This is a genomic window from Bacteroidota bacterium, from assembly GCA_038746285.1.
Lineage (GTDB): Bacteria > Bacteroidota > Rhodothermia > Rhodothermales > JANQRZ01 > JANQRZ01.
In genome coordinates, this window is sequence record JBCDKT010000061.1 from 1 (window position 1) to 22,057 (window position 22,057).

16 protein-coding genes and 1 pseudogene are annotated in these 22,057 nt (G+C 71.9%); 6 read left to right on the forward strand and 11 right to left on the reverse strand.

Going from position 1 to position 22,057, the window contains the following annotated elements:
* Window positions 1-229: 229 nt before the first annotated feature.
* A complete protein-coding gene (gene cas6 / locus AAGI91_15280; protein MEM1043976.1) occupies window positions 230-1,060 on the reverse strand; it encodes a CRISPR system precrRNA processing endoribonuclease RAMP protein Cas6 in 831 nt (276 codons plus the stop codon).
* Between the two features lie 277 nt (window positions 1,061-1,337).
* Between cas6 and AAGI91_15285 the strand changes: the two genes are divergently transcribed.
* Both AAGI91_15285 and AAGI91_15290 read left to right on the forward strand, forming a co-directional pair.
* Window positions 1,338-1,901, forward strand: coding sequence for a hypothetical protein (locus tag AAGI91_15285; GenBank protein MEM1043977.1), 564 nt, complete (start codon window positions 1,338-1,340; stop codon window positions 1,899-1,901).
* A gap of 123 nt (window positions 1,902-2,024) precedes the next feature.
* On the forward strand, window positions 2,025-3,104 hold the full coding sequence (locus AAGI91_15290; GenBank protein ID MEM1043978.1) for a hypothetical protein: 1,080 nt from the start codon (window positions 2,025-2,027) through the stop codon (window positions 3,102-3,104).
* A gap of 18 nt (window positions 3,105-3,122) precedes the next feature.
* Here AAGI91_15290 and AAGI91_15295 read toward each other — a convergent pair whose 3' ends face one another.
* The 7 genes from AAGI91_15295 to AAGI91_15325 are packed head-to-tail and all read right to left on the reverse strand — an operon-like array spanning window position 3,123 to window position 14,464.
* On the reverse strand, window positions 3,123-6,359 hold the full coding sequence (locus AAGI91_15295) for a TIGR03986 family CRISPR-associated RAMP protein (GenBank protein ID MEM1043979.1): 3,237 nt from the start codon (window positions 6,357-6,359) through the stop codon (window positions 3,123-3,125).
* Entirely contained in the window at window positions 6,352-7,107 is a 756-nt protein-coding gene (gene csx19, locus AAGI91_15300; protein MEM1043980.1) for a CRISPR-associated protein Csx19, read from the reverse strand. The genes AAGI91_15295 and csx19 overlap by 8 nt, the downstream gene beginning before the upstream one ends.
* Entirely contained in the window at window positions 7,104-8,720 is a 1,617-nt protein-coding gene (locus AAGI91_15305) for an RAMP superfamily CRISPR-associated protein (GenBank protein MEM1043981.1), read from the reverse strand. The genes csx19 and AAGI91_15305 overlap by 4 nt, the downstream gene beginning before the upstream one ends.
* Entirely contained in the window at window positions 8,717-10,348 is a 1,632-nt protein-coding gene (locus tag AAGI91_15310; GenBank protein ID MEM1043982.1) for a hypothetical protein, read from the reverse strand. Before AAGI91_15310 ends, AAGI91_15305 begins: the two co-directional genes overlap by 4 nt.
* Window positions 10,345-11,073 (reverse strand): hypothetical protein, encoded by a 729-nt coding sequence (locus tag AAGI91_15315; GenBank protein ID MEM1043983.1) that lies wholly within the window; start codon window positions 11,071-11,073, stop codon window positions 10,345-10,347. Before AAGI91_15315 ends, AAGI91_15310 begins: the two co-directional genes overlap by 4 nt.
* Entirely contained in the window at window positions 11,070-12,875 is a 1,806-nt protein-coding gene (locus AAGI91_15320) for a hypothetical protein (protein ID MEM1043984.1), read from the reverse strand. Before AAGI91_15320 ends, AAGI91_15315 begins: the two co-directional genes overlap by 4 nt.
* Window positions 12,842-14,464 carry a hypothetical protein gene (locus tag AAGI91_15325; protein MEM1043985.1) on the reverse strand — a complete coding sequence of 541 codons (1,623 nt, stop codon included), beginning with the start codon at window positions 14,462-14,464 and terminating at the stop codon, window positions 12,842-12,844. Before AAGI91_15325 ends, AAGI91_15320 begins: the two co-directional genes overlap by 34 nt.
* Before the next feature lie 357 nt (window positions 14,465-14,821).
* Here AAGI91_15325 and AAGI91_15330 point away from each other — a divergent pair, with 357 nt between their 5' ends.
* From AAGI91_15330 to AAGI91_15340, 3 genes are all read left to right on the forward strand, one after another.
* Complete coding sequence (locus tag AAGI91_15330; GenBank protein MEM1043986.1) at window positions 14,822-17,341, forward strand: hypothetical protein; 2,520 nt, start codon at window positions 14,822-14,824, stop codon at window positions 17,339-17,341.
* A 152-nt stretch (window positions 17,342-17,493) separates the two neighbouring features.
* A complete protein-coding gene (locus tag AAGI91_15335; protein ID MEM1043987.1) occupies window positions 17,494-18,450 on the forward strand; it encodes a hypothetical protein in 957 nt (318 codons plus the stop codon).
* A 20-nt stretch (window positions 18,451-18,470) separates the two neighbouring features.
* Entirely contained in the window at window positions 18,471-18,806 is a 336-nt protein-coding gene (locus AAGI91_15340; protein MEM1043988.1) for a hypothetical protein, read from the forward strand.
* Window positions 18,807-18,833: 27 nt separating this feature from the next.
* Here the strand turns inward: AAGI91_15340 and AAGI91_15345 are convergent, their stop codons facing one another.
* Window positions 18,834-19,088 (reverse strand): Tn3 family transposase, encoded by a 255-nt coding sequence (locus AAGI91_15345; protein ID MEM1043989.1) that lies wholly within the window; start codon window positions 19,086-19,088, stop codon window positions 18,834-18,836.
* A complete protein-coding gene (locus AAGI91_15350; GenBank protein MEM1043990.1) occupies window positions 19,033-19,251 on the reverse strand; it encodes a hypothetical protein in 219 nt (72 codons plus the stop codon). The genes AAGI91_15345 and AAGI91_15350 overlap by 56 nt, the downstream gene beginning before the upstream one ends.
* A gap of 527 nt (window positions 19,252-19,778) precedes the next feature.
* Here AAGI91_15350 and AAGI91_15355 point away from each other — a divergent pair.
* Window positions 19,779-19,988 (forward strand): annotated as a pseudogene (locus tag AAGI91_15355) (IS3 family transposase).
* A gap of 596 nt (window positions 19,989-20,584) precedes the next feature.
* Here the strand turns inward: AAGI91_15355 and AAGI91_15360 are convergent.
* A complete protein-coding gene (locus AAGI91_15360; GenBank protein ID MEM1043991.1) occupies window positions 20,585-21,715 on the reverse strand; it encodes a sigma-70 family RNA polymerase sigma factor in 1,131 nt (376 codons plus the stop codon).
* Window positions 21,716-22,057 lie beyond the last annotated feature (342 nt).

The window sequence follows — 22,057 nt, forward strand, 5'->3', positions numbered from 1 at the left end:
CGAGATGGCCACGGAGGTCGAGGCGTGGGTCGGGTTGCGCAACACTGAGGCAGGCACGGTCGAGTGGCAGTTCACAACCGACGACGCGCGGCGGACGCTGAGGCGGCTCTACCCGACAGTGTGAAGCGGTCACAGTACTAGGTCCGCTCACAAACCAACGGCGTAATCATCAGCCGGTTCAACGTCGCCGACGCCGGCCTCGCGCGGGGTCCACTCCGCGGTGGTCTGCCTAGATTGGTCGGCCGCCTGGCGCGACGGCGAGCCATCCCGAGCCGTCCAACGTCGTCTGTGACCCCGCGTGAACGACGCTCGCCGCCCGCAGCAACCGCGACGCGGAAGCCGTGCAGAACTCGACGTCGACCGACCCCATCACCCCCTCCGTCCCAGACCGCGTCGGGACGCTTCGCAAGTCGTAGCGAGTCACGTGGACCGCCGCTTGGACCTGGCTCCGCCGAGGCATACACCCCTCAGCCCCGTCTACCCACAGCGCTGTCAACTGGTCGAGACGCCTCAGTACAGAGCGAACGAGAAGGCCCATCCCGTCCGCCGTCCCGACCTCGCTGGGGCGCATCGACCGCCGCTTTCCTGATGACCGCTGGCCTCGGCTGGCGCCCCAGTCCTTCGGCGTACGGAGGACCAGGGGCGTCAAGAAGTGCACACGGCCTACGCTCGCACTACCCTCGTCGGGTACCACCGGCACCCAGGTCGCCGGCATCCCGACGAGCTCGCCTGGCGGCTCGCTCTGACCGTCCAGCACGGATGCCAGTCGCAGGGGCGGCGGTCGGAGCGCCGGGTCATTCGAGCGCAGGTCACGCGCCGCGTGTTCGAAGTGCGGCCAGAGCGCAGCGGCCCGGCCAAGCAGTACGAGTTCGGCCGTTAGCACGTCTCCTCTCCCGTATATGCGGCGCACGTCGAGGGGCGGGCGGACCACGTACGGGCGCGGCACGTCGGCCCCCGTCTTGAGCGCCCGCCCGACGTGCTCGGCCACCGTCGGTCGGAACGCCTCCCGGAACAGACAGTCCTCGGCGTGATCCTCGGGCGCATCGGCTTGGTCACCCAAGCCGCACCGGGGGGAGCACAGCGTCCGCGCGAGGCTCCATCCCAGGGCTCCACGTAGTGCGTGGCCCAGCCAACGGGGCGGCTGCCACGGCTCGGTCACGACGTACACAAGCTGCAAACGGACCGCCCGTAGAGCAGTCAGCGGGGCGAGCGGGTCGTCGGACCGGGTGCGATCGGGCAACGGGGGGGAGGGGAGAGGTCCCCCTCTCTTTTGTGTCTCTGCCCCGTCCGGTTCCCGAGCGAGGCGACCACTGGTCCGGTACACACCCGCTGCGCCCGTGTCCCGCCCCAACCCGTTCGCCGTCGCCCGCACGCCCTTCGCGGGCTCCACGCTCCCCGCCGACGCTGCCGACACGCGTCTAGACCTCGAGGAGACGGCGCTTCAGAGCGACCGGGCCGGCCGCGAGATCGACCGGCCGACCCGGTTCCTCGACCGGTTCACCGAAGACGGCCGCGCCGTCATCACCACGCGCCGCCGGACGCGCGAGGCCGTCGCCGACCACCGGCTCCGGATGCTCCGGACCGTCCACGAGGTCAAGGAGACCGCGCTCAAGGACTACGGCAACGCCGTGCTCCGCGCCCAGAGCACGGCGCTCGAGGTCGAGGTCCAGCGCGTCCTCCTTGCCCGCTACGAGGAGGTCCGCCGCGAGATGGAGCAGTATTCGGACCAGTTCCACGGCTGGCTCACCACGGCCTACGAGCGGCTCGACGCCGACGGCCTCCCGCCGAACGTCGCCAAGAGCCGGCTCTACGAGCTCGAGGCCCACCTCGCCGAGTACCACAACGTCATGAACAACGTGCGCGCCCGGTTCACCGAGCTCTCGTCCGCGCGCGTCGGCTAACGACCGCCGCCGACGGCGCACGTGGACCCCGACGGTCCGCCTGACCTGCCGAGCCCCGACGCAGGCCCGTCCGGTTCCCGGCTGGCGGCGCCACTCACGCATCGAACCGCCGCCGCATCGACGATGGACCGTCCCGAGACCGAACGCCCCGACGCCACCCCCCGCCCGACGTCCGGGCTCCCAGGCCCCCGGCCGCTCGGCCGCGACGCCGACGCGGCCTCCGACGACGCCCGGCACCGGCTCGGCTCTGCGCGCGCTCGCTTCCTCGACGCCCTCGGCCTCGCTGGTCACACCGTCGTCGTCGGCCTCGGCCTCCTCGTCGCGTTCATCTCGGGCGTGTTCGAGTGGCTCGTCCTCCGCGACCTCCTCGGCGTCGGGGGACTCGTGGCCGCCGCGCTCGTCGTCGGCCTCGAAGGCGGCAAGGTCGGGGGCGTCCTCTACGGGCGCGAGGGGTCGGCCATCCGCGTCGCCACGGCCGTCGGGCTCTTCGCCCTCTCGGTCCTCGCCTCGGCCCTCCTCATCTCGGCCGGCACCGACGCGCCGGGCGCCGAACGCCTCCGTGACGAGGCCCGCGACCGGATCCAGACGGCCCACGCCGCGGAGGTTCAGGCGGTCGAGGACCGGTTCGGCCCCGCCGTCGCCACGTTCGAGCGGCGCATGGCCGAGGAGGAAGCGTCCGGCTACGGACGCAAGTACCGCGAGAGTGAGCGCCAGCGCGACCGGCTCCGCGCCGAGTGGACCGCCGAGCGCCGCGCCGCCGACGGCCGCCTCGCCGACGCGCTCCGCGACCTCGACGAGAACCGGACCTTCCGCGAGAGCCCGCTCGCCCAGCAGCCCCACCTCTCGGCCTTCCGCGCGCTCCTCGCCGGGCTCGGCCTGCCCATCCCCTACGAGGCGTTCCCCCTCGCCATCGCGCTCCTCGTCGCTTGTGTCATGGAGGGCGTGATCTTCATCACGTTCGACGGCCTCCGCGCCCGCGCCGGCGCTCTCCTCGACCACGAGGACCGCCTCGCCGCCATCGACGCCGACCTCCGCCGCCGTAAGCGCGCGCAGGACGCCGACCACGAGGCGGCCCGCCACGACATCGAGGGCCACAGCCGCGCCATACGCGACGGCCTCGGCGCCGCCTCCGGCGACGGAGCCGCGTCCGCTGGCGGGGACCCCTTCGGCCCGCCGCCCCCACCGCCTGCCACAGCACGTTGAGGCTCGGCACCCCGCCGGTCAGCGCTCGACCCGGAGCACGCGGACGGCCTCGGGTCCCTCTCGCCCCCGCTTGACGTCGAACGTTACGGTCTCTCCCTTCTGGAGCTCCCTGAAGCCGTCCCCCTCAACACTTGCAAGACGGACGAACACATCCGGTTTGGAACCGAACGCGATCCCTCGATCCTCAATCGAGCGCCGCGTCTCCGTCGTCACCCGGATAAACCCAACCCCAACCCCCCACCAGTTGACGATACCGACGAAGGGCCGCTCCGCGTCGACATGGGCCGCTCGTTGTGCCGGGGTGCCCACGTCTGCCGGTCGCCTCTCCGTCGAGCGGTGGGGTCCGACCCCGCCGCTCGGACCTTCTTCCGCCTCTGCGTGCTTCGCGTTCCACTTTCCCTGGTGCGCGCCCGTCGCCTCGACGAGGAGATAAGAGAGGCGGAGACCATCCATCAGCGAGGGCACACCGCTCACGTCCTGAGCACTCACGTACACCCCGCCCCTCGCAGGGCGCCAGTACCCGGCGTCCGGGGTGATGAACCCCGCCGCGCCGCCGGGAAGCACCTTCGTCACGACGCCGCGCTGGCGGGTCCCGATGTCAGCGGCTGAAGGCGGAGCCGCAGCGGACGGGGCCGCCGGTCGGCCTCGGGACTCGGTACGAGGCGGGCCACTCGCCGGGGCATTCCCGCCTCCGTCCCCGCCGTCCGAGGGGGCGACGCACTCGGCGTCCCCCCACCTCGGATCCGACCACGCCGTCGGGCTCGGCAGCACGCGGTACTCGCCGTGCTGGCTCACCGATGGATAGACCGGGTTCGGGACGGAGCAGCCGGAGTCCTCGTCAACGACGAAACGCCGGTCATCGGAGTCGCGGCCCGGCGGGCGCAGTTCTCTGGGGAGCTCGTCGCGCGTCCGCCAGTCAGCCGGGGCACCCTCCTCGTCGAGCGTGGCGTACAACTCGCGGATGCGGCCCTCCTCCGAGAGCGACCAGCCGCGTGCCGGGTCCTCGCCGAGGACCCGCCCGAGCTCCGCTTCGAACGGCCCGGCGTACCGCCGCAGCGCCGCGTGCTCGTCGGCTAGCAGATCCTCCGGCTCACGCTGACCGGTGTGCCACCCGACGACCTGCCCCTCGTCGTTCCGCTCGAACAGCGACCCGTAGCGCCCGGCCGGCGCGTCCCCGTCGGCCGGGCGCGCCGACCGGTCGGTGAGCGTCAGCCAGGCCTCCTCGACGCGCAGCGCCCCGAACCCGAACGGCTTCGCCATCCCGACCCGATGCACCAGCCGCCGCTCAGGGTGCCGCGCGTCGTGGGGCACGAGCGCCGAGAGGAGCGCGCCGAACTCGACGGTGGAGAGGTTCTCGAACCGGACCCGCAAAGAGAACTGAGTACCTGGCGCGACCGGTCGGACGGGCGGTGCCAGCATATCCGCCTTGGGGTCGTCTTCTGCCTGAGCGTCTCCCGTCGCGCCCGTCGCCGGGTGGAGCGCGTGGTCGAACCAATCCTTGTTCTTCACGTCCCCCCGAGCGACGGACCCCGCCGGCGTGTCTCGGGGGCGTTGCGGCATCTGCCGCCGCTGCCCCGCCAACGTCGCGGACGCGCTCGACCAGTCGTCCAGCTTCCCCTTCCGCGGGTCACCCTGCGCGAGCACGTTCGGGAAGTACGCCGACGACCCCGAACTGAGCACCCGGAGCTGGAGCTCCCGGTCGCTCAAGAACGGCGTCGCGGCACCCTCCGGGTTCGACACGAGCGGGGCGTCGTCGAACGTGACCCGACCGGCGTACACCTCCCGGAGCGGACGCGTCTTGTCCGCGCTGTCGGGTGGGTCGACGCCGACGAGCGTGAACCGGCGCCCCCCGTACCGGGGCTCCGCGAACCCGAGCACGGCCTCTGGCAAGTCAGGCGCCGTACGCTTGTCCCCCGCTGCCTCCAGCATCTCGTCGTAGAGAGCCTGCGGCGAGGCCGGTGTGTACGTCCCTGCGTTCGGACGGAGGTAGACCTGACGGAAGTACGGCGTCGTCCCGAAGAACAGCACGTGCTTTGCCTCGTCCGACGTGACCGCTCGCTTCACCCACTCCCCGTGGGAGTTGGGATCGACGTAGAAGAGTACTCGGCCTACCTCGATGCCTCCACTCTCGCCGTAGTGCTCCCGCTGCCAGTCGGTGAGACTCGCTTGGTAGGCTTTGACAGCAGCAGGGAGGAGGGCGACCGCATGCTGGCCCCTCTCCCTACTTAGGGGCGTCCCACTCGGGGCCGTCCCGCGCACGAGGTACGCGGACTTCCGGGGCCGCCCGCTCCCCAACTCTACCATGTTGCCGGGAAACACGAGGACGCCAGGCTCGCCTAGGGTTCCTGTCGTGTGGAGAGTCAGCGACCCTCCTTTGGGCGTGGAGTCGTTGTGCGTAAATCGCACCCTGTACTGCCCGGGCTTGTATGCCCGACCCTTTCGGGAGACGTCGGGTACGTCCTCCATCGTGCCCTTCTCAGATCCTGGGTTGAGACGCTCTCCCTGCCCCGTGATGTTCGGAGTGTTATCAACATTAGCTGCGTGGACCCGCGCGTACGTTCCTTCTCCCTCCGCCCTTTTGCCCTTCATCCGGTCCCCCCATTGAGCCTCACCTATCGGGTCAGGAGGCTCGACGAACCAGCCTCCCTTATCGCGGCCAACGAACCCGGCAAGCACGTTCGGCGCATTCTTGGGAATCACGGACTGATACAGTCCGGCCAACTCGTGAAACCTGGGGTCTTCCACGAGGCGTCCGTCCTTGGTCCGCTTCATCACCTTCGGGTTCGTCACCGCCGTCCGGAACGTGACTGGGGTGTCAGACAGCCCGCGCAGACGACCGTAGCTCAGCGTCGTCAGTAGCCCGCCCACGGCGCCGCGCCACGACGAGCCGGGGATCACCGGACGGGCAGGGTCGCCCGAGTGGTAGAAGGCGTCCCGCATCTTCCGGGCCTTGCTAGCGGCGTCCCGAATGCGCTGAGCATTACCGCTCTTGTCGTCGTCGCGGAGGGCCTGCTCCGCTTTCTCCGCAGCGAGGTCGTCCGGCGACACAGGCCCCCGGACGTACACCGGCGTCCGCGCCTCGACCACCAGGTCCACGTGCCCCGTTTGCCGGTTCGCGTGGTAGCGGTCCTGCGCCGGCAGCTCGCACACGTGGAGCACCGACCGTCCGACAGGGACGTAGGCGTACGGCGCCGTGCCCTGGCGAGCGTCTCCCGCGTTGGGCGGGTTGTGGGTCGTCAGTTGATGCTCAGGCATCGGAATCGGGAGCGTCTGTGTCGTTGAGTATCCAGCCGAGCGCGACGAGCCGGTGGGCCACCGGGACCAGCCCGGCCCCGCCGCTGGTGGGCGTGTCGCCCGGCGCTGAGGAGAGGCCGAGGTACGTCCGCACCCGGTAGCCCGCCCGGACCGGACCGAACTCCGCCTCGGGGTCGGCGGCGAACCCCGGCGGCGGCGCGAGCGGGAGCACGTGGCCGAACCCCTTCTGCCCCTCGTCCACGTACGTGAACGACCCGCCCAGTGGGCGGCCCCACTGCCCCCATACCTCGTGCACGAGGTCGAGCGCCCCCTCGAACGCGCCGTCCCCGTCGCCGACCTTGTCGCGGAGCCGGTGCGCGCGGAACCTGTCGCGCGACCGCCGCACGCGGACCTCGACGTCCTCTCCAAACACCCGCGCCCTCAGCAGCGTCGCCGCCCGAAGCGGAGCGCTGTACCGTTTGGCCCGCTCCACGTCGTCGGCTAGCTCGCGCGCCAGCGCCAGCGAGACCCCGCCCGACCCGTCGGGCTCGAACCGGCCCCACGCTACGCCGTCGTCGAGGTGGGCGAGCAACCAATGGGCCTCCGCTTCGGCCGCGAGCTTACACAGCGCGTTTCGGAGCGCCTGGTCCGAGTCTCCGGCGCCGACCGCGAACCGCACAGGCTCGGAGGTGGTCGTGACCACCTCCCGGAGGGGCGTCGGCGCGTACAGCGCCGAGATCGCGTCACGGACGGGCGAGGGCGGTCTCATGGGGTATCGGGCGTCGTCGGCTCGCCGCGCATCGCGCGGTCGTAGGCGTCGAGGTCGAGGCCGTACCGGTCGGCCGCCGGTCCCTGGACGGACAACCCAAATGAGTCAGGGTACGCACTACCAACGCGGGCTTCGAGTCTGTACACACGGGGCTCGCCGACGTCCGGCGCGTAGAACGTGAGAGCAGCGTCCCGGCCCTCGATCCGACCTCGGCCGATGCCCTCGCCCTTCCCGAACGCGAGGTCCTGCGTCCATACGTCGCGCAGCACGTGGAGCAGCAGCCCCACGTCGCGGTCCTCCGGCCCCTCCAACTCAACGCGCAGCGGGAGCAGCGTCTCGTCGCGCGGTGTGACGGCCCGCTCGTGGAACAGCGCCCCGTCGCTCGCACCGCCCAGGAACGGGTCGATCCGAAGCCGTGACTGGACGAGGTCAGCCCGGCCGTGCTCGATGGCGGCCTCGTCCACCAGGACGCGGCTCGCCTGCGCCGCCTCGCCCTCGTTGCCTCCACCGTCGGCGAACCCGAACACGCGGTCCCGCCAGCGCTCGGCTGCGCTCGGGTCCCCCTCACGCACGGCGTGCGCCACGCGGAGTGCCCGTGCCCGGAGCGGGCCGGCTAGCCCCGTCCCTCGCGCGACAGGCACGACCTGACCGTCCTCCCCGTGGCGCGCCTCGAAAAACGACTCGTCGGCCGCACCCGCCTCCCCGCCCCCGAACAGGAGCGGCCCCACCGGGCGGGCCGTCGTATCCATCACGACGCGGACTCGGCGGTCGGGGACGAGGTCCCACGCTTCGGGCTCTTCAGAGTCGGCGTCGAGCAGCCACGCGCAGACGGCCTCGGCCGAGTCTGCCTCGGTCTCTGTCTCGGCCAGGTCGCCGTCCTGGCGCAGCCAGGCCAGCAGCGGGTCCGGTCCAGCCTCGGGCGACTCGGCGAGGCCGTACCGCCGGACGCGGACGCCCGACAGCCGACCGGCCCCATACCCCCGCCGCGTCTTGGCGCCGACGCGGACCTCCCCCGTGTGAAGCCCCCACATCGCCGTCGCCAGCGCCCGTCGGAGGTCGCCCTCGTCCTCGCGCTCGGTCACCACCAGCTCGAACCCGAGACAAAACGTCGTCCCGGCCGGCCACGCCTCGCGGTCCCGCAGCGACCCGTCCTTCCGCGCACGGACCTCGCTGTCTATGGCCGTCGAGGACCGAACCTCGGGTGCTCTCACCCCCTCAGGCAACCGGCCCAGCGCGTCCTCCACGACGAGGGGGGAGGGGAGGGCGTCGTCGTCGCCGGCCCGGTCCCGGTCGTCGCCCAGCAGCCGCTCGTGGGCGAGTCGCCCCCTCCGCTCCTCCCACCCAAACTGCCACGGGTAGCCGCCCTCGCGCACTCTCAGATACCGCCGGAGCGCCCCCGCCAGCCCCTCGCCCGGCATTAACGGCCCCCCGTCCACCGGGTCGGTGAGCACGGCGGCGTCGGCCACCGCCGAGCCTTCGCCCGACCCGATGTGCGCCGGCCGCGTCAGCGTGAACACGGCCTCGACCACCACGCGCACGCGCACGCCGCGCGCGCTCTCGGCGCTCCAGAACGAGGCCCCATCGGATGGCCGGGGAAGGTCGGTCGTGGTCATGGGTCCCGGCGTCGTTGAGGCGCCTGCGTCAGCATGAGCGCGAGCGCGTCGAGCGTGGCCCGAAGGGCGAGGTCGGCGTCGAGCTGCGGACCGAGCGTGCCGACGCGGAGGTTGTCCAGCTTCGAGACGTCGAGCGATCCGAACACGGCCGGCCGGGCGCCATTCTTCGGCTCCGCCCGGTCAAGCTGGTCCCGAATCCACCCAGCGAGTTCCTGATAGTGCCTCTTCTGGGTCGGCGACAACGCACTGAGGTACCCCCTCAGCGATGCCGCGCCCTCGCCCCCCCGCGCCTCATTGACCGCGGCCCGCAGCCCGTTCAGTTGTGTCGCCGTGAGCTTCACGAGTCGCTTCTTCTCGTCCTGTAGCCACCGATCCGCAAGCGCCCGGACCGGCCCCGCCAGCCGCCGCTCGACGACGCGGTCCACCAGTCGGCGAGCTAGCACCCGCGACTCGTCGCCTGGATCCTCGCGGCTCAGGTCCGGCGCCTCCGTCGGCTCGACGAACGCCGGTGCCTCGCCCTGTCCAAGCGCGGGCATCCCGCCTCGCGGGAAGTCGAGGGCGAACCGGCCCAGTCCCACCTCGGTCCCCTCGCCCAGCCCGCTCGCGAGCGCGCGGACCACGGCCTCCCGGTCCACGCCCGGCGTCTCGAACACGAGCACGCTCCCCATCGCGAGCGCCACGCGACGCTCCAGCGGAAGCCCGAAATGGGCGTTCGACCCGCCGACCTCCGTCGGAGCCAGGAACGCGCCCATCACCGTCACCGCCTCGACGCCAAGAGCCTCGGCAAGCGCAGCCCCGAACGCGCGCGCCGACGCCTCCGGCTGGCCGTGCGGTCCCTCCACGACGGCGTCCGAAAGCAGCGTCACGGTGTGCCGGCCCGCTCGAAGGTCGTCCGTCCATCCGTCGAAGCCGTTGGCCTCGCCGGACGTGACGGCCATTGGCGCGTCATCCAACAGCGTCACCGCAGCCTGTGCACGCCCGCGCCCGACCCTCATCCCCGTGCCGATCAACGCGGCGGCTCGCGCGGCTAGCTCGGTCGAGTCCGCGACGACGGCCGCCTCCAGCACCGTCCCGCGCGCGATCCGGTCCACGAAGAACACGGCGCCCCCGTCCCGCGTCGCCCGCCGAAACGTCCGGTCCCGCTGCGTCCGGATCGACCCGTCCCGCGACGGGGCATGCGCCCGCGCCTCCCCCGCGCCGACGAAGAACGGCCCCATCACCGGATCGTAGAGCGTCCCCTCGTCAATGCCTTCCGAGCGCGCGGCATCCACAATCGCCATCTGCTTACCCAGCGGAGTGCCTGGGGCCGGCTTCTCCGTCACCCACGACCGCGGCACTGGGAGCGCCCTCGTCGCGGCCCCCGAGGTCGGCTCCGCGACGGGATAGGCGTGGAGGTACCGGACGGCCCCCGAGAACAGGAGCGCACGCGGGTCGTCGTCGGCCGCGTCGAACCCCCCGTCCCCCTGGCTCCGAGCGTACGACCGCGCCGCGACGCCGCGCAGGGCCGAGCCCGGCACGTACGGGAGCGACACGCGCGCGTTCGGGTCGCCCGGCGCGCCTCCCGCGACGGCGCCGTCCCGGAGCACGAACCGGTACCGAACGGCGTGCAAGGTCGGGAGCGCGCTCATGGTCGGTTCGTGATCAGGTCCTCAAAATCGTTCAGCCAGCCGCCCACCAGATCGTCGCCGCCTTCCCCCCGGCGGACTTCGATCCGGTGGAGTCGGCCCCGTCCCCGGCTCCGCCGCCAACCGGCCCGGCGAACGGCAGCCACGGCCGCGCCGAGAACGGCCCGCTCGACCCGACCGCCTGCCGTCCCCTCACCCGCGGTGTGGAGGTTCACTCCCGGGTCGAGCGGCGCCCGAAACGCCGTCTCCCGGTGCACAACCCGCGACGACCGCAGCGTGCCCTCGGCGGCCGACTCCGTCTCGGCGTCGTTCGCGGTCGACCACCGCACCGTGGCGTGTGCCGCCAGCGCCTCGCCCCGGACCAACGACCCGTCCGCGTCTTTCGCGACGGCCGCCGCCACGGCCCGGCGGTACGCATCGGGCAGCTCGGCCCGCCCGACCGTCAGCGCGCCCTCGCACTCGGCCCGCGACCCCGGCCGTCCGAACAGCCGACCGGCCGCCTCGCGCAGCGGCTCGTACGCCGTCGACGGCAGGCCGCGCTCGCGCAGGGCGTACAGCACGTCGGCGCATCCCTCCACGATCAGCCCGCGCACCACCGACTTCCGCACGAACGGTAGCCCGGTGTCCGGGTCCCGGTCCGTCTCGACGTCCACGGACGGCGTCCGGACGCCGCGACCAAATGTGGCCCCGGAGCGCAGGACGATGCGCAAGACGTACGGCTCGCTCATGGGTCGTCCGAGAGAAGCACTACGCGGTCGGCGAGCCCGAGCGCGTCGGCGTAGGGCGACCGGTTCCCCGGGGTCAGCGAGCCGTCCGCGTACTTCCCAGGGGGATCGAGAGAGGGAAGGGGAGGGAGGGGCAGGCCCACGTTCTGGACGTGACGCTTCGCCGCGTCCTCCCCCCTGGGCAACACCTCGTCTGCGAGGACGCCCTGCTGTCGGCGCGACCAGACCCCCGAGGACTGGAACGCCCGCACGCCGTCGCAGACGACGGGCCACGAACGCTCGGCCTTGACCGGGCTCGTCCCCACCGTCACAGGTCGCAGCGTCAGCCGCGCCAACCGGGGTGCCCCCCCGCCGCTGGCGTAGACGGCCGTCGTCGCGCCCTGCACGGCGGCCTCGACGTCGTGCTCGGTCCCGCCGACCGCCTCCAACCAGTCGAGGCAGCCCAGCGCCATCGCCGGTCGGCCGTCGTCGAGTTCACCCCGCTCCTTCAGCTCCCGCAGCAGCTCGGCCCGGTACGTTTTCGCCCGCTTGCACAGCGCGTCCGCCAGCCCATACGCCCGCGCAAACGGCGACCGGACGCCCACGACGGCCACACCCGCCGACGCGGAGAGCGACAGTCCTTCCAGCACGCCCCCTCGCGCGTGGTGCGCGAACCGCTCGGCATAGCGCGCCGCCAAGCTCAGGCCCAGGGTGCCGTCGGCCACGAACGTCACGTCGTCGCCGCCCGACACGATCGGCCGGAACGGCAAGAGCGGCGCGCCGTCGCGGGCCGTTACGAGCTCCAGCACCGTCGAGCGTCGCCTGGACCCCTCGTGCCTCAGCACCCACCGCCTGCGTCCGTTCGCATCTGTGACCGGCTCGAACGCCTCTGCGAGACCGTTGACGATGTCGCCCAGTGCATCGTTGGTCGCCTGCGCGACAGCGACGGAGAACGACCGAACGGCCCGGATTGCCTCGGCGTCGGCCAGCCCCTCTCCTACCAAGCTCCCCGTCGCGCCTAGCCCGTCGGCGTCGGCGTGGACGACGGCCAGGTGCCGATGGTCCTCGGCCGTCCCGACGGCCTCCTCCACGTCGAGCGCGTACCCGAACCCGTCCGGCGCCGGGACCATCGCGTGCAACCTCCGCCCCACGTCCGATCTCGGCCCGCCCGCAACGACCCGGAGCTTCGCGGCCGTCTCGGCCGAGACCCGCTTCGCTCGCATCCTCTCGGGCACGTCCGTGACCTTGTCTGTGACCTCGCCCGCCATCCCCACAACCGGCGTCCCCGTCGAGTCCCCCTCGCGCGTGACGCCGAGCGCCGTCGGCCACGTCGGACGCGCGCGCCCGGCCTTGTGCCGTGCGAGCGCCGCCCGTGCCGCGACGAGCGTGGCGTAGAAGCTTCCCCCTTCGAAGAGGCCCTCAACCTGGTGGACCGTCGCGACGAGGTCGAGCCCAGGTGCTTGCTTCAGGACTCGATACGAGAGGTCTCGCGCCACCGCCCTCGCGTCGTCGGGGTCCCGAAACAGGACGGTCGCCGTCCCGCCGCCCGCCGTAACCACCTCGGCCCGCGCGCCGTCCGCCGCCAGCGTCACGTCCGGGTCGTAGGGGTCCGCTGCCCAACGATCTCGGACCGCGTTGTGCCGGCCGTCGAGCCGACCGTCGAGCGCGTCGAACAGCCACGCCCGCGTCGCCGCGTCCACCAGGTACGACGCGCCGGCTGCCTCCCGCAGCGCGTTCGAGCGAAACACGTAGGACTGCGTGGCGGCCACGTCGAGCAGGAGCAGCGCGGCCGTCACGTCCCGATCCGCGAGGCGTCCCGGATCCACTCGGGCAGCTTCGTACCCAGGTGGGGCAGGTCGTGCAGTCCGAACACCCGGACCTGCGGACCCAGCCCGTACGTCGCGTACAACTCGTTCTGGACGGCCGCCGGGTTCCGAACGGCCGAGACGACCGCCGCCCTTGCCTCGTCCCCACCGATTTGGCGTGCCCGGTGGAGCACCTCGAACAGCTTCTTCTTCACGTCGGACTTGCCTTGCGAGGTCGTGCACGAGACGGCGAACAACTGGTACCCCCGCAGCGCCATTACGTCCAACTCGAACTTGTCGTAGTCGTCCGTTCCGTCGTCAGTCCTTAAGGCTTGAATGTCGGGTCGGCTCTCGACGCTCCACGCCACGCCGTGCAGGCCGAGGTCGTCCTCCGCACGGACGAGCGCGTCGAGCGCGAGCGACTCCAGCCACGATCCCCGGAGCCACCGCAGCAGGTCGCCCACCCACACGTCTTCCTCGCGGTTCCGTTTGTGGAAGCCGAGCGCCTGCGCAGCCCGCACCAGCCACAACCGGTCTTGCCCGTCCGTGGCCTCTTGGTCCGTGGGGAGCAAAGCGCGGACCTCCTCTACAAGCGCGTGCTGAACCTCCCCGAGCGCATCCGAGACGTCGGCCTCTGCCCCCGCTACGAGGTGGCGATTCTCCGCGCCACGCACCCAGTCCGGAACGCTCCTGCTCGCGCTGCCGAGAGCGGGGATGTACAGCGTACTGGCTGGCCTGCCGTCTCGGAACCGTGTCCGCTCGCGGACAGGGTTAGGGTCCGGCCCCGACCAGTAGCCTGACCACGTGCTAAGTCCGTTCTTAACGTGCCACATCTGGTATCCCCAGGCGTGCGAATGCCGAAACCGCACGCGCTCGCCCTCACCGTCCTGACCATCTGCCTCCATGAGCCGCATGAAGGGGGCCAGGTACACCCTCGCCACGCGCACGAGCGCGTCGTGCTCGACGGAGCCGGCCGTGTAGTACTGCGGCTCCCGCTTCCACCCGTGAAGGCGGAGCAGGTCCTCTCGGTTCACCACGTCGAGATCGCCCACATACACCGGATCAAGGCGGTCCTTGAACGGATCGGCCGCATCAACAACCATCTCGAGCTTTCGGGCGTCGAGGTGTGAGAACGAGACGCCGTTCCCGTCCACGAACGCCTTGAGAACGGCGTACACGCTCATCGGCTTGGTCCCGCCTATGTAATGGAGCCCGACCGTCCCATCTGGGTCTCGCTCCCGCCCGTCGGCCATCGCCTTCCCCACGGCGCGGGCGATGTCGACGCTGTTCGACGGGTCCTTGAATGGGACGAGGTGAACCCGCTCGTCCACCTCGTCGGGACTCAACTGGTAGAACGGCTGCCCTGCCGTTCGCCCCCCTGTCGGTTGCCTGAGCACGTCCTTGATCCGCTCCGCGACCTCTCGGGTGCCCCGCTCCGCACCGTCCACCATCACCCCGCTCTCGCTGTGCACGAGGGAAAGGTGCCCCCCAGGCTCCAGGAGCAGCCGGGCCGCCACAAAATTCGGGAGCGGGTTCGACCCAACCAACACAACGAGGTGGCGGACCCTGTGGTCGCTTAGTCGATCGCCGAGGCCGGCCTGGGACGCCATCGTGAGGAGAGAGGGTCGAACATGATAGTCCTGTGAAGCCGAATGTGCCCGCAGAGAACCGTGTCCGGTTTCTGACGCGAGCGGCCACTCGGTGAGCGAGCGGCACGGGGTCCCTGACAGGCGACCCGCGGTTCTGCAACTCCGGCCCCCGTTCGACTGTATGTTCTCCTCGGCGGACGCCCTGCGCCCGCCCTGTTCTCTCTCGACTGACGCACACGCACGCCCCCACGGCGGATGACTCGCTCCATCGCAGAGTCCCGCTGAGGGCCGGCCGCCCCGCCACGACCCGGCGGAGCCCCCCGTCCCTCGACGGCCTGCGTCGCCCGGCTTCCGGGCGGTCCTCCTCCCCCCGAGGGCGTGACGCAGTCTTTCGAGAACCCGGCCGTCAAGGCCCCCTCCGAGCGCGCCGAGCGCTCGCCCGTCTACCGTTGGGCCGTCGCCCTCCGCTCGCCGGCCTCGCGCGAGGCTGCCCGCGACGCCGCAGACCGGCTCCTCGCGGCCCTCCGCGACCCGGACCTCGGCACGACCGACCGGGCGCTCGCCGAGAACGCGCTCACGGCGTGGCTCGACCCGCTCGTCGGCCACACGCTCTGGACCTCCGAGCGGGCCGCCGAGACGGACCCCTCCTCCGAGGTCGTCGGCGCCCTCCGCGAGGAGATCGCTCTGGCGATCGCGGACGCCGTCCGAGACGGCGAGGCCGCCGGCTCTCTCCGCGCTCAGGTGCGCACGCGGCTCCGCCGTGCGGCCTCGCGTCAGGAGGCCCAGGACACCCGGACGGGCCTCGGACGAGACACCCTCGCCGAGCTCCGCCGCCGCCGCGACCGGCTCGAGCGGACCCTCGGCCGAGTCCCGACGGTCGACGACATGGAGTGGGCGCTCGCCCGCGACGCCGACGGCGCGCTCGCCCCCGTCCGGGCCGAGAGCGCCAGGCTCGCCTTCGCCACCGGGCACGACGCCCTCGACGGCGAGGGCCGCGCTGCCGAGGCTTCGGCCAGCCGCGACGACCGCGCGTGGCTCGTCGCCTCCACGGACGCCACGGATGAGCCGCTGCTCGCGGCCGAGCAGCGGTCGGCTGCCGAGGTCATCGAGGCCGCCGCCGCTGGCGACCGAGACACGACGCTTCGGCAAGCCCTCCTCCGCGTCCTCTGCGACCGCGACTGGGTCGGGCTCGGCCTCAGCAAGCCGGCCCTCCGCGCCTTCCTGCTCCTCGAGGACCCGCTCCTTCAGCCGGCCTACGGCGTCCACCAGGGCGAGCCCGCCCGGACGTGGGACGCCTGGCACGCCCTGCTCGGCCTGCCCCCGTCGCTCCCGGCCACGTGGGCCGGCGTCCGCGCCCTGTTCGAGGGCCGGACGCTCACCGACGACGCCCTCCGGAAGGCCGCCGACAGGGGCGGCATCGACGGCGTCCCGCGCACGCGCCCCGCCCTCGCCGCCTGGCGCGCGGCCCGAGCGCTCCTCCTCGCTCTCGTCGTCGGGCTCGGCGCCTCAGCCCCAGAGGCGCAGACGGCCCCCTTCGTCGAGGCCCACGTGCGCGCCAACCGAGCGCAGTCGAACGCGGCCCTCGTCGCCTCCTTCGACTACGCCGGCTACCTCCGGCACGTCGCTTACACCGACCTCGCGCGCGTCCAGCGCGACCGCCGCACGCTCTGGCGCCTCCGCGACCGCGGCGACGACGTCGGCGACCGCTGGGTCTACGCCCTCGCCGAAGCCTTCGCTCGGCACTACCCGCTCTCGCACGCGGGCCTCGCGGCCAACGTCGCCATCGGCGAGGCGTACCTCCGCGGCCGACCCACGGGCACCGTTCACGGCGACGCCGTCTACCGCGTCGTCGGCTACTACCACCTCGGGCGCGTCGCTCGCTACATGGAGGCCGAGGCCGAGGCCGGGCGGCTCGACCTCGACGATCACGAGCCCCTCGTTGACCGCCTCGCGGCCAACGACGTCTACATCGAGCGGCCCGAGTCGTCGTGGGACAAGCTCTGGCGCAACCTCCGCGCCGGCCGCGTCGGCTACCTCTGGAAACGGCTCTGGGGGACGGCCGCGGGCGGCGCCGGCCGGACCCGCTACACCCTCCGCGACGCCGGCCGCTACGCCGGCGGCCGGGTCCACGCGTTCTCGCTCTGGGACGGCACCGCCCGCGCCGGGCACGCCGTCTGGCTCGACCGGCCCGCTCTCCAAGCCCACTACGTCGCCCGCTCAGGTCGCCACCCGACCGTCGCCGCTCGCGCGACCGCCGACGCCCAGACCGCCGGGCGCCGTCCCGCCGTCGCTCTCGCGGGCGGTTTCACCAATGCCGCCGGCCAGCCCGAGGGCCTCACGGTCGACCGGGGCGAGGTCGTCAACGCCATCCTCGAGCCCGAGCGCCACGCGCTCGTCATCGTCGAGCGCGGCGGCGGCGTCCGCGTGGTCGACCTCGGCGGCGGCGTGGTCCGCGTCCAGGACGGTCGCCGAGCCCTCGTGCTCCGGCCGTTCGCCAGCCTCGTCGACTACGGCGCACTCCTCTCGTGGGCCAGGCGTCACCGCGTGACCCTCTTCCAGACCCAACTCCTCGCCTTCGGCGGTCGCCTCCGGATTGACCCCGCCAAGGCCCCGCGCGAGGCCCGCGAGCGCCGGCTCCTCGCCCTCGTCCGGACCCCGCGCGGCGCCGTCCAGCACGTCGTCCTCGACCTCACCCGGCCGACCGCCCTCGCCGACGCCGCGGCCGACGCCAAGGACCTCCTCGAGGCCCGCGACCTCCGCGTCGAGACCCTCCTCAACCTCGACGTCGGCTCCTACAACGTGTTCCAGCTCTGGGACGACCAGGGCCGCCCCCACTCCGACGTCCACGGGCCGACCCCCCTCAACAGGGCCACCAACCTCCTCCTCTATACCCGATGAGCACGCCGACCTCTGACCACTCGTCCCGCCCGGCGGATTCCCCAGGCTCTATGGTGCACGTCGCGCCGGCTCACGGCGCGCCAGAGACCCCCGCGCGCCCTCGGCCTCGGCGATGCTCCCCCCGGTCGCTGCACATCGCGGTGGCTGCTGCCGTGTCCCTGGGGGTCGCTGCGGCCTGGGTCGCGCTAGCCCCTGCGGACCCGTCCGAGCGGAAGACCGCGTTCGGAGCGATCCTCGACGACGGCCGTGTCGCCGAGGCCCACGACGCCCTGTGGGCCGCCGTCCGCTCCGGGCGCCCCGTCGACCCGCCCCGCGCCCTCCCGGCCGACTACGCCCACGCCTTCGATCAGGTCTGGGCGGCGCCGCGGGCAGATTCGGTCGCCGAACGGTGGGGCGCGGCCGACCCCGCTCTCCTCGTCGTCCTCCCCGACCACGGCCGGGGCCGCGTCTCCGTCTCGTTCAACGCCGATCAGTCCGCCGGCTTCCTCGACCGCCGCCGCCGCGACGCAGCTCGCTCTCCCGGTCGGTGGCTCGTCACGGCCGCCTACACCTCGTCCCTCGTCTGGCCCGCTGGCGTCTTCGTCCACGAGGGCCGCGTCCGCAACGCGGCCCCCCAGTCGTGGGACGGCGTCGTCGTCGTCGGGCGCGACCGCTCCGTCCGCGTCCTCGACGCCTCCGCCCTCCGGCTCGGCTCCCGACGGCTCGACCTCGCGGCCACGCCCGAGGCCTGGACCGACGTCCTGCGCGCGGCCGAGGCGTCCGGGCTCACCCTCTTCCAGCAGCACCTCGTGGTCCGCCGGGGCCGGTCCGCCGTCTCCGACAACGCGTCGGAGGCCCGCGCCGTCCGGCGCGCGCTCTTCGAGACCCCTGCGGGGACCGCCGCCGTCTACGACTCGACGCCAGACGCCCTCACGCTCGCTGCGCTGGCCGCGCGTCTGGTCAACGACTACGGCGCCCTGCGCGCGGTCAACCTCGACACCGGGACGTACTCCGTCGCCGAGCTCCACCGTGACGGCCACCCGCCCCGATCTCGCTCCACCCTCGGGAGCGGCGTCGTCCTCACGTCGCTCCTCGAGATCGACGCGGCGGCGCCACCCGCCGTACCCTAACGGACACCCCGCTCGCGCGTATGGCTCACCACCTCGTCCTCTTCCTCGGTACAGGTGCCCTTCGGCCCGCACCGGCCGATGCCGGCCCGGTCGCAGACGCACGCGAAGGCGCGTACCGCCTCACTCGCTACGCCTTCGCCGGCGCCGACGGGCAGTTCGTCAGCGGGCCGGTCGAGACGCCGTTCGTCGGTGAGGCTATCCTCGACCTCGCGCCCGACCGCTTCTCGCATGTCCACATCTTCGGCACCGCCGACTCGATGTGGGATGCGCTCGCCGAGTCCACCGGCGACGCCGGCGTCGAGTTGGCCGTCGAGATCATGGGCTCCGACAATCAATGGAACGGTCCTGTACGGTAGACGGGGCGTGACCGGACGTTAGGCAGGCTACCCTTCGTCAGGCGCCGCCGGGTCCCGGAGCGGCCGGAGCTCCCCGCGCGCGACCGGCTCCGAGAGCTCGAAGTGGTACCGGCCCAGCACGTTGACGTGCTCGGTCCCGAGCGGCGAGAGCCGGGCCACGTCTTCGTCCCGGACCTCGTGGCCCTCCGCCCGCAACTGGGGGGACCTTCGGGATACGTGTAAAATGTCATCGTAGCGGACCCGGCCCCGCCCGGGCCGTGAGCGGTGCGATCTTCGGGTGATGCTCGCCGCCGTCCTCGCCCTCCTCTCGCTCCTCGCCGCCCCCCCGGCGGACGGTCTCTCTCGAGTAGCCGCGGCGGGGGCCGCTGGGGTGGACCCGGTCGAGGAGAGCGCGGCCGGGGCGCCGGCCCACGAGGACGGCTGCTGCGGGGCGGACGACGAGCATGAGGGAGTACCTGGGCACGAGTGCCCGCCCGAGCCGTGTGGCCCCGAGAGCCCGTGCCCGGACCCCGGGGCCTGCGCCGCGTGCGTCTCGTGCTGCACGCGGGCCGCCTTCGACGCACGGGCCGCGTGGGCGGACGGCCCAGAGGGCGCGAGGCTCGGCGGGGGGGCACCGGAGCCCTCGCCGGGTGTCGGGGGCGCGGACCCGGTCTGGCACCCGCCGCGGGGGTAGCCGCCGCCTCGACGGCGGCCGGGCGCTCTGCAGGCGCCCACTCTCCCGTTGCCCCGCCAGACACGAGCCGCGGCGCCGTAGGGGCGCCCGTGGCCGCACGCCCCGACCCATGCCGCTCCCGCACCGGACCCCCACGGGGTCCCGGACCCCGAAAGGGTCCGCCCTCCTGAAGTCCGCCCTCCTCCTGCTGGCGCTCGCCGCCAGCGTGCTCGCCGCCCCCACCACCGCCCAGACCCCCCCCCCACGCCCTCACCGTCCGCGTGACCGACGAGCACGAGGGGACCCCGCTCCCCGGCGCGTCCGTCATCGGCCTCTACAAGACCGAGGTCATCCGGCACGACGGCCCGTGGCGAGGGCTCGAAGACGTCGAGCTCGCCACGCTCGAATGGGTGTGGTGGTTCAACGAGCGGCGGCTGATGGAGCCGCTCGGGTACCTTCCGCCCGCCGAGTACGAAGCCGACTACTACCGTCGCCAGGGGGCTCAGGCCACCGAAGCGGCACTTACGTAACCAAGCCTCCGGCAAACCCGGGGCGGTTCAGGGCGACCCTTGTCTCGAGCATAGAGAAAGAGATCCGTAAGTGTCTCGATCGCAATTGTCTCTCCGGTGGAGGGCCCGGAGGTGTCGCCGAGAATTCCATCGAGTTGAAGGATAACCGACCGAAGGAAGTCGGACTCGGACCGCAGATGAAGGTGGAGGAAGTCCGTGTAGGACTCTTGTTCGGGGGTAGGTGACGGCTGCATAGCAGTGCGGGGTATGGGAGTGTGCCTGTCAGCCGGCTGCTTCTGTGGTGGGGCGCGGAGTAGCCGTTCCCGCGTGGGTGAGAATGAGGGGGGCGAAGCGTTGCGGTTCGCGCGGCCTCTGGCCCCTCACTCACTCTAGTAAGTGGGAATGAGTAGAAAAGGTGAACGAGCGCCGGAGGGTTTTCTTTTGGGTGCCGTGACCAGAGTGCCCGCGGCACATCCACTCTCGCCTTTTCGGTTGTCCACATTCCGGACACGACCTCTTAACCATTGGCTACCCAAACACCTGTCAGCTCGGGCGCCGGAATAGGACACTCGTTCGTACGAACCCGACTTAGCCGAGAGGTCGGACCACCACTGGCCTCAGGAGTCCCTCTCTACCCTGTCACCCGAGAACGAATACACCCCGCTGCTCCAGTCAAACAGGTCCGACGCGTACCTCGCAATGGTCGTCAGCGCGGACTCAGACACCCACACCACGAGCGGGCGACCTAAGGCCGCCAGCGCGCCACGCCGCCAGTTCACCGAGCTCAATACCCCCGGACGATCCAGCGCCCTCTCTACCAACACGTACCGCTCAAGCCCGCGGAGAAACACGCCCGCCGCCGGTTCAGTCGATTCCAGCGCCTCTGTGAGCCACCCGTCGAGCGATGTGACATCATCCGGAGCGTCGGCCACGTCCACCTCGACGATAGGGCGCTTCACCTGGAACGCGAGCGCGCCGAGCACTCGGCTTGCCGAGTGCTCCAGCCCCACGGCGAAGAACAGGGCGAACCCGTCGCTCCGCGTGACCGCACGGGCTAGGCGGATTACCTCCCCACGCGTCCGCTCCCCGGAGACGACAACGGGCGCAACGACCGGTTCCGTCAGCGCGACGTTCTCCTCTCGTGATACGACGGATGTAGATGAGAACTCAGTGCTCCCCTCGTACCCAAGTGCCTCCAGTAGGTATCGGTCGCGGCGCAGCGCTCGCAGCGCCCGCTTAGCGTACGTCCTGACCGTCGCTGGGGACTTACCCGTGTGTTCGGCGATGTCTCCTGTATCCAGCCCTTGGAGAAGCCCGAGGGTGGCGACCTCGCGCGTCGCTGGCGGGAGCCGTTCAACGGCGCGGTACAATGCGTCGAAGACCTCCGTCCCGAGGATATCCGTCTCCGGCGAGGAGTCGCTGGATAGCCATTCAACCTCTGGAGAGATCGTGCTCTGGGCCGCCCGCATCCGCTGTTGGGTATACACACGGGTCACTATGGCCCGGAGATACGCGTCCATTAGGGACGGGTCGGGTTCTCTCGGGACGAGATTGTCGTTGTACCTCGTGAAGAGCCGCTCGACGGCCTCCGCTGCGATGTCCTCTGGCTCCAGACCCGAGTCGTCGGGAGTCCCCAGCCTCTTCGCAATCTGGAGCGATCGGTCCGCCGCCCACTCCATCAGCCGGTCTAAAGCGCCGGGATCGCCTGGACGGACATCGGGCGGGGACGAAACGAACGGCTGTGCCATCGCTCTCTTATGGACGGGGGACCACCGGGTCCCTTCGGTCTAGGATCCGAACGACGGCCGGGTGGAGGTCCGCCCAGCGCGACCCGTTCTCCGAGTACTCCATCACGAGCCGGTCGTGGAGGAACCGGGCGGAAAGCTCATCGCCTTCTAACCGCTTCGTCCGCCCCACCTTGCGCAGCCGAGAGGTGTCACCGGCACGGACTAGTACTGTGACCGCTTCACACTGTCGGGTAGAGCCGCCTCAGCGTCCGCCGCGCGTCGTCGGTTGTGAACTGCCACTCGACCGTGCCTGCCTCAGTGTTGCGCAACCCGACCCACGCCTCGACCTCCGTGGCCATCTCG

Excerpts from the sequence above, each read along its gene's own strand:
- AAGI91_15310 (MEM1043982.1), bottom strand. The coding sequence starts at position 10,348 with ATGAGCGCGCTCCCGACCTTGCACGCCGTTCGGTACCGGTTCGTGCTC.
- AAGI91_15350 (MEM1043990.1), bottom strand. The coding sequence starts at position 19,251 with ATGCTCGTCGTCCGCCCCGCAGCAGCCGTCCTCGTGGGCCGGCGCCCC.
- AAGI91_15325 (MEM1043985.1), bottom strand. The coding sequence starts at position 14,464 with ATGGCGTCCCAGGCCGGCCTCGGCGATCGACTAAGCGACCACAGGGTC.
- AAGI91_15360 (MEM1043991.1), bottom strand. The coding sequence starts at position 21,715 with ATGGCACAGCCGTTCGTTTCGTCCCCGCCCGATGTCCGTCCAGGCGAT.
- csx19 (MEM1043980.1), bottom strand. The coding sequence starts at position 7,107 with ATGAGACCGCCCTCGCCCGTCCGTGACGCGATCTCGGCGCTGTACGCG.
- AAGI91_15315 (MEM1043983.1), bottom strand. The coding sequence starts at position 11,073 with ATGAGCGAGCCGTACGTCTTGCGCATCGTCCTGCGCTCCGGGGCCACA.
- AAGI91_15295 (MEM1043979.1), bottom strand. The coding sequence starts at position 6,359 with ATGCCTGAGCATCAACTGACGACCCACAACCCGCCCAACGCGGGAGAC.
- AAGI91_15305 (MEM1043981.1), bottom strand. The coding sequence starts at position 8,720 with ATGACCACGACCGACCTTCCCCGGCCATCCGATGGGGCCTCGTTCTGG.
- AAGI91_15290 (MEM1043978.1), top strand. The coding sequence starts at position 2,025 with ATGGACCGTCCCGAGACCGAACGCCCCGACGCCACCCCCCGCCCGACG.
- AAGI91_15340 (MEM1043988.1), top strand. The coding sequence starts at position 18,471 with ATGGCTCACCACCTCGTCCTCTTCCTCGGTACAGGTGCCCTTCGGCCC.